This window comes from Lacinutrix cladophorae (assembly GCF_053604645.1).
In genome coordinates, this window is the sequence record NZ_JBSHNR010000110.1 from 482,329 (window position 1) to 496,825 (window position 14,497).

Consider the following 14,497-nt stretch of genomic DNA (forward strand, 5'->3'; position numbering starts at 1 on the left):
CGCTAATGCACCTTAACCACAACTATTTCTATAGGTACTAAAACCCATTTCCAAATCCGTTTTTCTTACTTTTGCAAAACAATGGCAACAACAAAAAAAGACATCAGAGCATTAAACAAAGAACAACTAAGAGAATTCTTTGTTAAACAAGGCGACAAAGCATTTCGTGGAAACCAAGTTTACGAATGGTTATGGAGTAAGTCTGCACATACTTTTGAAGATATGACAAACCTTTCTTTAGAAACCAGACAAATGCTAGAAGATAACTTTGTTATCAACCACATTCATGTAGATACCATGCAAAAAAGTAACGATGGTACTATAAAAAATGCCGTACGTTTACATGATGGTTTAATTGTGGAATCCGTTTTAATTCCAACAAAAACAAGAACCACAGCATGTGTTTCTAGTCAAGTAGGTTGTAGTTTAGATTGTAGGTTTTGCGCAACCGCTAGATTAAAACGCATGCGAAACTTAAACCCTGATGAAATTTATGACCAAGTAGTTGCTATAGATAAAGAAAGTAGATTATACCACAATAAACCTTTAAGTAATATTGTTTTTATGGGTATGGGAGAACCATTAATGAACTATAACAATGTGCTTAAAGCTATAGATAAAATTACATCACCAGAAGGTTTAGGGATGTCGCCAAAACGAATTGTAGTTTCCACTTCTGGAGTGCCAAAAATGATTAAAAAAATGGCAGATGATGAAGTAAAGTTTAAACTAGCCGTTTCTTTACATTCTGCAATAGATGAAGTACGAACTTCTATCATGCCATTTAATGCTACTTTTCCGTTAGCAGATTTACGGGAAGCTTTAGTGTATTGGTACGAAAAAACCAAAAACAGAATTACTTACGAGTATGTGGTTTGGAGAGGTATTAATGATACCAAAGAAGCTGCAGAAGCATTGGTGCAATTTTGTAAATTTGCACCAAGTAAAGTAAACCTAATTGAATACAACCCAATCGACGATGGTGAGTTTCAACAAGCAGACAGCAAAGCTACAGATATGTATGTTTCTATATTAGAGCAAAATAATATAACAGTAACGGTAAGACGCTCTAGAGGTAAAGATATAGATGCAGCTTGTGGGCAATTAGCAAATAAGCAATAATAAAAAAGCTTCCTAAATTTTAGGAAGCTTTTTTATTATAATAAGATTGTATAAAAGATATTTATAAAACGATTTTCTTACGTATAACAGCTTTAGTAAAAGTATCCGTAAGTTCTACAATGTAAATACCGTTAGAAACTCCATTCGCTTCAATAACATAAGTATGATCATTAATAGTACCACTCAATACAGACTTACCAGAGATGTCTAAAAGTTTGTAGTTTGTGTTTTGTGGTAAATTGTAAAGTGCAATAGACTTATTTAAACTAACAATTTTGACTTCGTTAATAGCGTATTCATCAACACTTAATGTTTGTCCTGCGTCAATTGCTTCTCCAGCAACAGAGTTGTATGCATAGTCTTTAATTAACCATCCAGAGCCAGAATCTTGATTTACATCAAGCCTTGCCCAACCATAATGTATTGCTCCAGCAATTTCAAAACGAAGACCTAAATATTTATCGGTTGCATCACACCACTGACTGCTAGAATATCCACAACTATTATAGTTCATGGTTTTATAATAACCGTTTCCTGGTAGCCATGTAGTTTGTGAACTACTAATTGTTTGACCAGCATTTAAAGCAAAAGGGTAATCATAAGTGGAGTCTATACCTAAAATCGCACCATTTGAGGATATTGGTGCTGCAAATAAATTGTTTCTCGGACTATAACCATATGTACTTAGTGAAAAATGTCTTATAGAGAAATCGTCAGTACCATCATTATCCATGTCTAAAAGATATTGTACTCCAGCACCACCTTCATCAGGAGTGATATCTGTATAAATAATTTGTCCGTTAGCATCTGCAACACCAGCAATTGCAGCTGTTAATGCTCCATACTGGGCTAGGCGTTTTTTTAAATTGCTAGAATTTTTTAGAGTAGTTTTTTTCATAATTCTGCTAGGTTTTAATTAATATCTTTTGTTGTTTTACAATTCATCCTCTTATAAAAGAGGAAGTTACAATTTATTAATAAATGCTTTATTAATCAAATAACACTAATAAAAATGGCTGAAATCAATAAAAAATTATCAAATACTCAAAAATATAGTGTTACTATTGAGGGATCCTTAGGTTTGTTGGCTTACGGAGATATTGGATTAAGAGCTTGGAGAGAAGTGAAACAAAAAAATAAAGCAGAAAAAAATATAGATGAAGCAAAATAAAGTTCTTTTAATTGGTTGGGATGCTGCAGATTGGAAAATAATATGGCCTTTAATTGCTAAAGGAGAAATGCCTGCACTTAAAAAACTAATGGACAAAGGCGTTTATGGTAACATGAGTACTATGAATCCACCGTATTCACCAATGCTTTGGTCTTCTGTAGCTACAGGGAAAACCCCAGATAAACATGGTGTTTTGGGGTTTATAGAGCTTATGCCAAACATGAAAGGTATTCGTCCTGTTACTACTAACTCTAGAAAAGCAAAAGCTTTATGGAATATATTACACCATAAAGGGTATAAAAGTAATTTAGTAGGTTGGTGGCCAAGTTTTCCTGCAGAGCCTATAAACGGGGTTGTTGTTTCCGATAAGTTTCAAAAAGTAAATAAAGACCCAAGTAAAAAAAGCCCAATAGTTAAAGGGGCCATTCATCCACAATCATTTGTAAATGAAATAAAGGATTTAAGAGTGTTTCCTCATGAGATTACCGAGGCACATATTCTACCATGTATTCCAAAAGCTGGTGATATTAATCAAGAAAAAGACAACGGCTTGGTTTCTTTTGCCAATATTTTGGCAGAAAACACATCTGTTCATGCAGTTGCTACTAATTTAATTCGTACTACTGAGTGGGATTTTACAGCTATATATTATGATCTAATAGATCATTTTTGTCATGCTTTCATGAAATATCATCCACCAAAATTAAATAGTATTCCACAAAAATCATACGATATTTATAAAGATGCTGTAGTAAGTGCTTATAAAATTCAAGATATGATGTTAGAACGAACCATGCAATTGGTAGACGATGATACTACCATTATCGTGATGTCTGATCATGGTTTTGAATCTGGAAATAAACGCATTTTAAAAATGCCAAAATATCCAGCAGCCCCTGCTTTAGAGCATCGCCAATTTGGTATGTTTGTAGCTGCAGGGCCTAATATTAAACAAAATGAAAAAGTATTTGGTTTAGGGCTTATTGATATTGCTCCTACTATTTTGCATATGTTTAATTTACCTATAGGTAAAGATATGGATGGAAAGGTAGCCTTAGATATTTTTAAAAATCCAACAGAACCAAAATATATCGATAGTTGGGAAAATATAAAAGGAGACTTTGCACAACATGAAGGTGTTAGTGATTCCGATTCGTTAAGTGATCAAGAAACCATGCAGCAATTGGTAGATTTAGGATATATAGATAAACCAGATGAAAAAATCGAAACAGCTATTTTAAAAACCAAGTGCGATTTAAAACATAATCTTGCAAGAGTATTTTTAGGAAAAAAAGACTACGAAAAAGCCACAGAAATACTCCTAGAATTAATCAACGATACTTATCCGATATATCAAGAAAGTGATTTTGAAGGAAAAACGGAAAAACAATTAAAAACACAAGGCCTAAAAGTAGGAGATTCTATTATAGATGTTATTCCATTTTATATGGATTTATTATCCGTTTCTTTAAATCAAAATAAATTGGATAAAGCAGAATATTATTTACACCAATTAAGAACTTTAGATAAAAAATTTGAAATAAACACCTATTTTTCTGAAGCAAGTATACTAGTTGGTAAAGGAAAAATTAACGAAGCATTAAAAATACTTCAAAAGGCAAAAGATAATAAGCCTAATGCAGAGGTATGGTATCAAATAGGAAAAATACATACACGGTTAAATCAGTTTGAAGAAGCAAAAAAAGCTTTTGAAAATGCATTGAAATTTGAAATTGATCGAGCTAAATACCATCAAGCTTTAGCTGCCGTTTTAGTTCGTTTAAATGATTATGAAGAGGCAGCAGAACATGCCTTAACAGCAATAGAGTTAGTTAAGTATTTTCCAGAAGCACATTATATTTTAGGGGAAGCGCTAGAGAAATTAGGGGATTTAGATAATGCTAAAATTGCTTATGAAACTGCTTCCAAATTAAAACCTGTAGAACATGTTAGAGCTGAAAAAGCGATTGAAAATGTAGAAGAAAAACTTAGTGAACCTAACAACTTAAAAGACAAAGCAGCATTTAAATACCGAGAAGATCAAATAGTAATTGTTTCTGGGTTACCGCGTTCTGGAACTTCGGTCATGATGCAAATGTTAAATAATGGAGGGGTAGATGTGCTAACCGATGGAAAGAGAAAATCCGATGATTCAAATCCAAAAGGATATTTTGAGTACGATCCAGTTATGGCTTTGCATAAAGATAATTCTTGGTTAGATAAAGCACAAAACAAAACGGTAAAAGTTGTTGCTCCTTTACTTAAATTTCTAGATCCTAAATATCGTTATAAGGTTATTTTTATGAATCGTGATTTAACAGAAGTGGTGAAATCACAGCAAAAAATGATTGGTAAAAATCCAGACATCTTACCTGTTAAATTATTTGATGCCTATAAAAAACATTTGCATCAAGTAGAAACCTGGAAAGATAGAGAGCCAGGAGTAGAACTTATTTATGTAAATTATAAGGATGTACTTTTTAATACCAAAGAAGTTTTAGATAAGGTAACTTCTTTTGTAGGTGTTGATCTAGATAAAAATGCAATGGCAAAATGTGTAGATACTTCATTATATAGAAACAAAGTCTGATTTGTATCTTGTAAAGTAGTATTTTACATGCTTTTTTAGTACGTTTGCTAGCACATTTCATACTCATTTTCTATTGAAAATTGTAGAACAAATAAAACAACCCATTGCATACGAGATGGAACTTTTTGAACAAAAGTTTCAACTCTCTATGTCTTCTAAAGTAGCATTGCTAAATAGAATTACACACTATATAGTAAACCGAAAAGGGAAACAAATGCGACCTATGTTTGTGTTTTTAGTTTCTAAAATGGTGTCTAATGGCGAAATTAGTGAACGTACGTATCGTGGAGCATCTGTAATTGAGCTTATTCATACTGCTACTTTGGTTCATGATGATGTGGTAGATGAAAGTAACAGACGTCGTGGTTTCTTTTCTATAAACGCACTTTGGAAAAATAAAATAGCAGTCCTAGTTGGTGATTATTTACTTTCTAAAGGGTTGCTTCTTTCTATAGATAATAACGATTTCGATTTGCTGAAAATCATCTCTATTGCTGTTCGCGAAATGAGTGAGGGCGAGCTTCTTCAAATTGAAAAAGCTAGAAAATTAGACATTACAGAAGATATCTATTACGAAATTATTAGACAAAAAACAGCAACCTTAATTGCTGCTTGTTGTAGCCTTGGCGCTGCATCTGTAAAGCCAGAATCTGATCATGTAGAAATTATGCGTAAGTTTGGAGAACTTATTGGTATGGCTTTTCAAATAAAAGATGATTTGTTCGATTATGGAAAAGAACAAATTGGTAAGCCAACAGGAATAGATATTAAAGAACAAAAAATGACCTTGCCATTAATTCATGTTTTAAATCACGCAAGTAAAAAAGATAAAAAGTGGTTAATTAACTCTATTAAAAACCACAACAAAGACCAAAAGCGAGTAAAGCAAGTTATTGCTTTTGTAAAAGATAATGGTGGATTGGATTATGCCGTTTCTAAAATGAAAGCATTTCAACAAGAAGCTTTGCAAATCCTTCAAAAGTATCCTGAAAATCAATATAGAAATTCACTTGAACTTATGGTGAATTATGTGATTGATAGAAAAAAATAAACTCCAGGCAACCTTTCTTATTCTTTTTGCGTCTTTATAAATAGAAGCTAATACGTACGCAATATTTTGAAAGTAATTCAACTGCATAAAAACGAACCCTTGCTTATAAAAAAAGCAATTAAAAACAATCGTGAAGCGCAACACGTATTGTTTCAGTTGCATGCACCAAAAATGTTAAGTGTTTGTCGTTATTATATTAAAGACACACAGTTTGCAGAAGAAGCCATGTTAAACGGGTTTTTCAAAGTTTTTCAAAATTTAAAAAGCTTTAAAAGTGAAGGTAGTTTTGAAGGTTGGATTAGACGTATCATGGTTAGAGAATCTATTTCCTATTTACGAAAGAAAAAGCAAATTGAATTTTCTGAAGATGTACTAGTAGAAGATGTAAATACTTTTAATAATATACAAACCAATATGGAAGTTGCAGAAATACAGCAGCTGATTGATAATTTACCAGAAGGGTATAAATTAGTTTTTGTAATGTATGCTATAGAAGGGTATAAACATCAAGAAATAGCAAAGATTTTGGGGATTTCGGAAAGTACTTCCAAATCCCAATTATTTAAAGCTAGAAAAGCGCTTCAGCAAAAAATTAAAGAATTAAACAAAGCAGAGTATGGCACCAATTAAATTCGAAGAAAATATAAAAGAAAAGTTGGAAAAGCGAACGCTAGAACCATCTGCAAATGCTTGGGCTAATTTAGAGCAACAATTAAATACAGACTCTAAAAAACAAGATAAAGCGAAGTTTTGGTGGATTGGTGTTGCAGCAAGTTTTATCGGGTTGCTATTTGTAGTACAATATTTTATGCGTCTTGATACTACTAAATCGGTTGTTACTCCAATCGTTGTAGCATCAGAAAACGAAAATGTAAAACATGCTATAGAACCTGTAGAGCGCATTAAAAAGACAGCGCCAATTGTTCTAGAACAAGCCGAAAATATACCCGAAAATAAGAAAGTTAAATCCGCTTTGACTTATAAAAATGAACCTGCAAATAAAGCTGTAAGTAAAGATGATAACAACATTAAAAAATCAATAAATAGCCCTAAAAGAAAGCCGTTATTAGTTAATAATATAGCGATCGCTACTAAAGAAAATGAAACATTAAAAGCGTTAAACAATGCAATAAAAGTAGAAGAAGAAATCGTTGTTTCTGTAACAAAAATAACTGGTTCCTTAAAAAAGGAAGAAACTCAAATGACCACTTTAGAAACTACAAAATCTGAAATAGAGTCACTCTTAGAAGCTGCAAATAAAAAGATGCAATTAACAGAAAACCATGCTGTAAAGTCTATTTCTGTTGATGCAAATGCTTTACTAGAAGATGTAGAAACAGCAATGCCTCCATCGTTACGAGGACAATTATTTAAAGTAATCGAAAAGAATTTTAAAACTGCAACAACTGCAGTTACAAATAGAAACGAGTAATAAATCATCATTAAAAAACGAACAAAAATGAGAACAATAACCCAATACGTAATCGGTATTATTTTAGTGTGTGCTACGCAATTTGTTGTAGCACAAGAAAACCCAAACATTTTAAAAATAGAAGCTTTAGAAACAAGAAAAGAACACGTTAAAACCCAAGAAAAAGAATTTTTAAAAGAAGAAGTAAAACGTATAAACGATAAATTAGATACTGGTGAAATTTCCAGTGAACAAGCTGAAGAACTCAAACAAAAGGAAGCAGAAAAACATGCTTTAAATATTGAGAACAGAATTGCGATTATTGATAATAAAATTGCGCTGTTAGAGCGAAACGAAGAAGTAACTTCAGATGTTGGTGCTAATTTAGACGGTATGATTATTCAAATCGGTAAGGGAGAAGATTCGGATGAATTTGATAAAGGTGGCATCTATATTGGGCCTAAAGATAAAGCGATTCCAAAGGTTTATGATAGAAGAACAACTAGCGATATGGTTTTTGCAATAGGTTTTAATAATGCAATAATTGAAGGGCAATCGTTAAGCGATTCACCATATAAATTAGGTGGTTCGGGATTTGTAGAATTAGGTTGGGCTTGGAAAACAAGATTGTTTAAAAACACCAATGCAGTACGTTTAAAATATGGTCTTTCTGTACAATGGAATAAATTAGATGTAAAAGATGATAAATTCCTGACAGAAACAGAGGGAGTTGTGTCTTTAGAAGAAAGTGCGTTTAATTTGAAAAAGTCGAAATTTAGAACGACAAACTTAGTAATACCAATTCATTTTGAATTTGGGCCATCTAAAAAAATAGAAAAGGATACATATTTTAGATATTCGACATACAATAAGTTTAAAATTGGTGTAGGTGGTTATGCAGGTGTGAACTTAAGTTCTATGCATAAAACAAAATATAAACTAGATGGCGATAGAGAAAAGGATAAAGAAAGAGATTTAAACACCAATCCTTTTGTTTACGGAGTTAGTAGTTATGTTTCTTTTGGTAATGTAGCAGTTTATGCTAAATACGATTTGTCTCCTTTATTTAAAGATCAAATAATAGACCAAAACAATATATCTTTAGGATTACGATTTGATTTAGATTAATATTATTGGAGTTAATGGATAAAAAAAGCATCATTTATTTGGTGCTTTTTTGTTTCGTTAATAAACTTTACTGCTATTTTAATACTACAAAAAAGTCTTTAAGCCCACTTAAAATACTTTGTACTGCATAAGCTGCTAGTATTAATCCCATAATTTTACTAATTACAGTAATACCATATTCTCCAACACGTTTTTGTACAATGTTAGCAGTTAGGAGTATTACCATAGTTATAATAATAACAACTGCAATTAAAATAGTTGTAACCGCTTGTTGCTCTATAGAATAGATGTGATTGTCTGTTAAAAGTACAGCAGCCATTATTGCTCCAGGAGATGCAATAGACGGTATTGCTACAGGGAAAATGGTTACATGTTTGTAATCTTTTATTAGGTGTTTTTCAGATTCTGGTTTGCCTTCTCCAAAAATCATGGTTAAGGCAAAAAGAAATAAAATAACGCCACCCGAAATTTGAAAAGCATCTAAGGTTACCTGCATTCCTTCTAAAATGATTTGACCAACAATTATAAAAAATAGGAGAATTAAAAAAGCAATAAAAGAGGCCCTTATTGCTACTTTTTTCTTGTGCTTTTCGCTTAATTGTTTGGTTGCTTCTAGGTAAACTGGTACTGAGCCTAGAGGGTCTACAACAGCAATTAAAAAAAGAATTTTAGTGAATATTTCTGCAAACATATGCTGTTAGAGTTTTAAATTTATAGATGATTTTTTATACATCATAAATAACCATTTTTATTTAAAAAAAGTTGCTATTTTATTATTAATTTTATTTTTTATAAACCTTATAAATAGTACTTAATACTAAGTTTTTGATGCATTTTTATTCCTTCTCTTACAATAATTTCTATTGATTCTTCTATGTCTTTTTTTGTAGTTCTAAAATTTACAATACAGGTTCTTAAACAGTATGTATCTTTTATAATAGCATTAGATAAAAATATTTCTCCATTTGCTTGTAAGGTATCTAATAATTTTTCATTTAAAATATTTAAATACTCCTCATTTTTGTTTTTACCCAAATTCTCTGGGACATATCTAAACGTAGCTATACTTAAGTTTTGAGTTAGGGCTTCCAGTTCTCTATGCTCTTCTGCCAATGTATAGAAATACTTAGACAATTCTATATCTTCTCTTATCAGTTTTTTGTAACCGCTACTTCCTATTTGTTGTAGTGCAAGCCATACTTTTAAAGCCCTAAAACCACGAGAGTTTTGTAGTCCATATTCAAAGTAATTTAGTGAGCCTCCTTCTTCTGTTAGACTGAAATTATAATATTCTGGATGCGAGCTATACGTATCAATTAGATGTTTTGGGTTTTTCACCAAAGTACAGCCAGCTTCTAATGGACTATATAGCCATTTATGAGGGTCTAAAGCAATAGAGTCGGCTTCTTGTATCCCGTTAAATATTGCTTTTAATTCAGGAACTATTGCAGCAGGAACACCATAAGCACCATCAATATGAAACCATAAATCCTTTGTTTTGCAAATAGTAGCAATGGCCTCTAAATTGTCTACAACTCCTGTGCTTACATCTCCAGCAGTGCCAACGACCATAAAGGGTTGATGTCCTTTTTTTAAGTCTTCTTTTATAGTTTGTTTTAAAATATTAATATTCATTTTGTTGGAAGTATCTGTAGGAATCCAACGAACAGATGTAGATCCATGTCCAAATAAGGTAGCAGCTTTGTCTATCCAAGTATGTGTAGATTTTGAGCAGTATGTAATTAGTTTTTTTTCAGTACTTGATAGTCCGTTTTCTTTAATGTTGCTAGGAGCCTTTGCAGTTCTTGCAGCTAAAAAAGCAGTAAAATTTGCCATGTTTCCACCACTAACTAAAACGCCTCCATAACTTGGAGATACACCAATAAATTCGGCTAACCATTTAATAGTTTGTTTTTCTATTTCTGTAGCTATCGGACTTAATATTTGTCCGCCAACATTTGCATTTACAGAAGCAGCTAGTAAATCTGCTAAAGCTCCAATTGGCGCAGCAGAAGACGTGATAAAACCAAAAAATTTAGGATGCCCATTAAATAAGGAATGCTCTAATAGTAATCTAGAGGTAGAAGTAAGTAATTCTTCTGCTGGTAATCCATTTTTGGGTAAGGAGGCCTCTCCCAATATTTCTTGTAATTCTTTTGGAGTCTTACTAGTTGTTACCGGTTTTTCTGGAATCGTATCTAGAAAATTAGATATGGTGTCTATGAGTTGGTAGCCTATTTTTCTAAATTCGGCTTTATTGATTGCAATGCTGTTTTGTCTTGTTTTCATTTTTAGATTAATTTGGTTTCATATTGCAATTTTGTATGTGATTTGTTTTTAGTTGTTTAGATTGGTTTCTGAACGAAGTTAGAAGAAAATTTCTATAAACCAAAGTATCCATCCTTCATTAATTTTTAAACCAATATCTTTTATATTACATTTACAGAGTAATTCCGCGAAAGCGAAAAAATCTTCCATAATTGATATCAAAATCCACCATAGATCAAGTGTTTGAAACCTCTAGAGTAGAAGAGGTTATTGGCGATTTTGTGCAATTAAAAAAGTCGGGAAGCAGCTTTAAAGGCTTAAGTCCGTTTAGTGAAGAACGTACACCAAGTTTTATGGTTTCTCCAGTAAAACAAATCTGGAAAGATTTTAGTACAGGAAAAGGAGGGAATGCTGTTGCTTTTTTAATGGAGCATGAGCATTTTACCTATCCAGAAGCTATAAAATATTTGGCTAAAAAGTACAATATTGAAATTGAAGAAACAGAACAAAGTAACGAGCAAAAAGAACAAGCTAACGAGCGAGAAAGTTTATATTTAGTAAGTGAATTTGCAAGTACTTATTTTCAGAATACATTATTAAAAACCGATAAAGGCAAAGCCATAGGTTTAAGCTATTTTAAAGAGCGTGGTTTTACAGATGAAACCATTAAGAAATTCGCTTTAGGTTATTCTTTAGACGAATGGCAAGCCTTTACAGACGAAGCTTTAAAACAAGGATATAAACTAGAATTTCTTGAAAAAACAGGGCTGACTATTGTAAAAGGAGAAAAACGTTTTGATCGATTTAAAGGTCGTGTCATGTTTCCTATACAAAGTATGAGTGGTCGTGTACTAGGTTATGGAGGTCGTATTTTAACAAACGATAAAAAAGCTGCGAAATATTTAAATTCGCCAGAAAGTGATATTTACCATAAAAGTAAAGTTTTATATGGTATTTATCAAGCCAAGCAAAGTATTGCAAAAGAAGATAATTGCTACTTGGTAGAAGGGTATACCGATGTCATTCAGTTTCATCAAACAGGAATTCATAATGTGGTTTCTTCATCAGGGACAGCATTAACGCCAGACCAGATTCGTTTAATAAATAGACTAACCAAAAACATAACGGTACTTTTTGATGGAGATGCTGCAGGTTTACGTGCTTCGCTTCGCGGAATTGATTTAATTCTAGAGCAAGGTATGAATGTTAAGATTTGTACTTTTCCGGAAGGAGAAGATCCAGATAGTTTTGCAAAAGCAAATACTTTAGAGGAGTTAAGTGAATATTTAATTGCAAATGCACAAGATTTTATTCAGTTTAAAGCATCAGTTTTATATGAAGAATCTAAAAATGATCCTATTAAAAAAGCAGAAACTATTAGAGATATTGTAAATAGTATTGCTAAAATTCCAGATAGAATAAAAAAGGAAATTTATATTCAAGAGTGTTCTAGAATCATGGATATTAGTGAGCAAGTATTGTTTACCACCTTAGCGCAAATCACGAATAAAGACGTTCAAGAAACACATAAAGAGAAAAGCAAAGAACAAGCCGCTTTTCAAGTTATTAAGCATGAGCAACCTAAAAAAAAGGTAGATGTACAATATGTGCTAGAACGAAAAATTATTGAAATATTATTACTATACGGAAACAAAATAGAAGATTTTGAAGATTTAGTATTAAAAGAAAACGACAAGAATGAGCTTGTTTTAGAACCTGTAAAACATCAAGCAAAAGTATTTGAAAAAATATATCTAGACTTGCAAGATGATGAAATGGAATTTACCAATGTAAAGTTTAAAAATTTATATTATTCTATAATAGACACTCTAAACCAAAACCCAGAGTTTTCTATAGAACAATTTGTAAATAATGTGGAGCAGGAAGTAGCTGGCGAGATTTCTACCATTTTAATGGAAGATGAACGTTATAGTTTATCAGACTGGCATAGTAAAAATATTTTCCCGAAGGAGAAAGATCAATCTATAGCACAATTAGTTAGTGAAACTATTTTAAGTTTACGCTGTTTTTTAATAGACCAAAAAGTAACCGAATTTATGCAACAAACCCTTGCAAATAAATCGGAAGTTAACAGAAGTGTACTAGAAGAAGTAAAAGATTACTCTAGTTTAAAAATGTTATTATCTAGAAAACTAAACCGCGTTTTATAATTCTAATAATTTTGCTCTATTAATTAAATCTACAATATTAGAAACGTTTAATTTTTTCATTAAACGCGCTTTGTAAGTACTTACTGTTTTTTCATTTATAGCAAGTTCTGTAGCAATTTCTTTGTTTTTTCTTCCGGTAGAAATAAGTTTTAAAACTTCAATTTCTCTTGTCGAAAGTTTTTTGTAAAAATTACCAGACCTATTTACATGTTTGCCAATAGCTAGACGTTGCGTGAGATCGTTACTTAAATAGATACCACCAGTATAGACTTTTAAAACAGCTTCTTTAAGTGTAATAATATTAGCGGTTTTACACAAATATCCAGATGCTCCAGCTTTTATTGTGTTCATGGCATATACCTCTTCTGGCTGTGCGCTAAACATAATAACTTTAACTTCAGGATGTTCTTTGTTAAGCCTTCTTAATGCAGTAATACCATTAAGCTTGGGTAAATCAATTTCTGAAATAATAATGTCTACTTTATTCTTGCTTAAGAATTCAAAAATGGCTTCACCATCATCTAGTGAACCAACAACTTGAATGTTCGACGACGTAATAAATAGTAGTTCTAGACCTTTCCTAATTATAGGATGATGGTCTACTACCAACAGTTTAATCATAACTTTAATTTTTTAAATTCGTTATAACTGCTGAGGAAAACAACAGACGTTTTGCTATTAGTCGTTTAGTAAAAGTAATAAATTCTTTGTGAAAAAGAAAATATTTTATTTTAAATCTTTTGAGATTTCACAAATAGGGATAGCTACCATTTTATGTTTGTTTGCCGAATTGTAACGTTTAAAAATTATAAAAGCTTCCTTTTGTCTTCCAGTAAAATCGTCTTCGGTTTTACCTTCATCCTGCATTTGCATTGCCCATTCCAGTTCTGGGTACGATGCTCCAATTTGGTCTTCATCACTTCTAGCGTCTCCAAATAAACCATCACTTGGTGCTGCTTTTATTATAGATTCTGGCACTTGTAAATATTCGCCAAGTTGGTAGACTTCCGATTTTAGTAAATCTGCAATCGGACTTAGATCCACTCCACCGTCTCCATATTTGGTGTAAAAGCCAACGCCAAAATCTTCCACTTTGTTTCCCGTTCCCGCTACCAATAGTTTGTATAGACCTGCATGATAGTATAAAGTCGTCATTCGTAAACGAGCTCTTGTGTTTGCTAAAGCCATGTCTACTATTGCCTGGTCACCTTCTAAAGAAACTTCGGTTTTAAATTCTTCAAAAACTGGAGTTAGGTCTGTTCTTGTGTCTCTAACGTTTTTATATCGCTTTTTTAATTGGGTAATGTGCTCTTGTGCTCTTGTTACATGACTTGCTGCTTGGTGTATAGGCATTTCAATACATAAAACATCTAGTCCAGTTTCTGCGCATAAAGTAGATGTAACGGCAGAATCAATTCCGCCAGATACACCAACAACAAAACCATTCACTTTTGCGTTTAATGCATAATCTTTTAACCAATTTACAATATGATGTGCTACTTTTTCTGTTTGCATTTTTAAAGATTTTAAGACAAAGAATAGTACCTTTGCCTAACAAAAATAAACAATAGCTGAATTAATAAAA

The 14,497-nt window shown here is 32.0% G+C and carries 13 protein-coding genes; 8 read left to right on the forward strand and 5 right to left on the reverse strand.

Translation table 11 applies throughout. The features are described from left to right. The first annotated feature begins 81 nt into the window (after positions 1 to 81). Positions 82 to 1,122 (forward strand): 23S rRNA (adenine(2503)-C(2))-methyltransferase RlmN, encoded by a 1,041-nt coding sequence (gene rlmN / locus ACVC3Y_RS09425; protein ID WP_452226728.1) that lies wholly within the window; start codon positions 82 to 84, stop codon positions 1,120 to 1,122. Positions 1,123 to 1,183: 61 nt separating this feature from the next. On the opposite strand, the gene ACVC3Y_RS09430 is transcribed toward rlmN, so the two are convergent. Then, complete coding sequence (locus ACVC3Y_RS09430) at positions 1,184 to 2,020, reverse strand: T9SS type A sorting domain-containing protein (protein WP_452226729.1); 837 nt, start codon at positions 2,018 to 2,020, stop codon at positions 1,184 to 1,186. A gap of 114 nt (positions 2,021 to 2,134) precedes the next feature. Between ACVC3Y_RS09430 and ACVC3Y_RS09435 the strand changes: the two genes are divergently transcribed. The 6 genes from ACVC3Y_RS09435 to ACVC3Y_RS09460 all read left to right on the forward strand — a co-directional run bounded on the left by ACVC3Y_RS09435 (position 2,135) and on the right by ACVC3Y_RS09460 (position 8,473). After that, positions 2,135 to 2,293 (forward strand): hypothetical protein, encoded by a 159-nt coding sequence (locus ACVC3Y_RS09435; RefSeq protein WP_452226730.1) that lies wholly within the window; start codon positions 2,135 to 2,137, stop codon positions 2,291 to 2,293. Next, on the forward strand, positions 2,280 to 4,883 hold the full coding sequence (locus ACVC3Y_RS09440) for an alkaline phosphatase family protein (protein WP_452226731.1): 2,604 nt from the start codon (positions 2,280 to 2,282) through the stop codon (positions 4,881 to 4,883). The genes ACVC3Y_RS09435 and ACVC3Y_RS09440 overlap by 14 nt, the downstream gene beginning before the upstream one ends. 73 nt (positions 4,884 to 4,956) lie before the next feature. Beyond that, complete coding sequence (locus ACVC3Y_RS09445; RefSeq protein WP_452226732.1) at positions 4,957 to 5,934, forward strand: polyprenyl synthetase family protein; 978 nt, start codon at positions 4,957 to 4,959, stop codon at positions 5,932 to 5,934. A 66-nt stretch (positions 5,935 to 6,000) separates the two neighbouring features. Beyond that, the gene (locus tag ACVC3Y_RS09450; RefSeq protein WP_452226733.1) at positions 6,001 to 6,564 is read left to right on the forward strand and encodes an RNA polymerase sigma factor; all 564 of its coding nucleotides are present in this window, start codon (positions 6,001 to 6,003) and stop codon (positions 6,562 to 6,564) included. Continuing rightward, a complete protein-coding gene (locus ACVC3Y_RS09455) occupies positions 6,551 to 7,366 on the forward strand; it encodes a hypothetical protein (protein WP_452226734.1) in 816 nt (271 codons plus the stop codon). The genes ACVC3Y_RS09450 and ACVC3Y_RS09455 overlap by 14 nt, the downstream gene beginning before the upstream one ends. Before the next feature lie 27 nt (positions 7,367 to 7,393). Then, positions 7,394 to 8,473 carry a hypothetical protein gene (locus tag ACVC3Y_RS09460; protein WP_452226735.1) on the forward strand — a complete coding sequence of 360 codons (1,080 nt, stop codon included), beginning with the start codon at positions 7,394 to 7,396 and terminating at the stop codon, positions 8,471 to 8,473. A 73-nt stretch (positions 8,474 to 8,546) separates the two neighbouring features. Here ACVC3Y_RS09460 and ACVC3Y_RS09465 read toward each other — a convergent pair whose 3' ends face one another. Both ACVC3Y_RS09465 and ACVC3Y_RS09470 read right to left on the reverse strand, forming a co-directional pair. Then, the gene (locus tag ACVC3Y_RS09465; RefSeq protein ID WP_452226736.1) at positions 8,547 to 9,164 is read right to left on the reverse strand and encodes a MarC family protein; all 618 of its coding nucleotides are present in this window, start codon (positions 9,162 to 9,164) and stop codon (positions 8,547 to 8,549) included. 107 nt (positions 9,165 to 9,271) lie between these two features. Beyond that, positions 9,272 to 10,762 (reverse strand): pyridoxal phosphate-dependent decarboxylase family protein, encoded by a 1,491-nt coding sequence (locus ACVC3Y_RS09470; RefSeq protein ID WP_303422105.1) that lies wholly within the window; start codon positions 10,760 to 10,762, stop codon positions 9,272 to 9,274. A gap of 191 nt (positions 10,763 to 10,953) precedes the next feature. On the opposite strand from ACVC3Y_RS09470, the gene dnaG reads away from it, so the two are divergent. Next, a complete protein-coding gene (dnaG, locus tag ACVC3Y_RS09475) occupies positions 10,954 to 12,912 on the forward strand; it encodes a DNA primase (RefSeq protein ID WP_303422103.1) in 1,959 nt (652 codons plus the stop codon). Here dnaG and ACVC3Y_RS09480 read toward each other — a convergent pair. Next, on the reverse strand, positions 12,907 to 13,533 hold the full coding sequence (locus tag ACVC3Y_RS09480; protein WP_303422100.1) for a response regulator: 627 nt from the start codon (positions 13,531 to 13,533) through the stop codon (positions 12,907 to 12,909). The two genes, dnaG and ACVC3Y_RS09480, sit on opposite strands and share 6 nt — an antisense overlap. A gap of 105 nt (positions 13,534 to 13,638) precedes the next feature. Further along, positions 13,639 to 14,427, reverse strand: coding sequence for an NAD(+) synthase (gene nadE / locus ACVC3Y_RS09485; RefSeq protein WP_303422097.1), 789 nt, complete (start codon positions 14,425 to 14,427; stop codon positions 13,639 to 13,641). Positions 14,428 to 14,497: the final 70 nt, after the last annotated feature.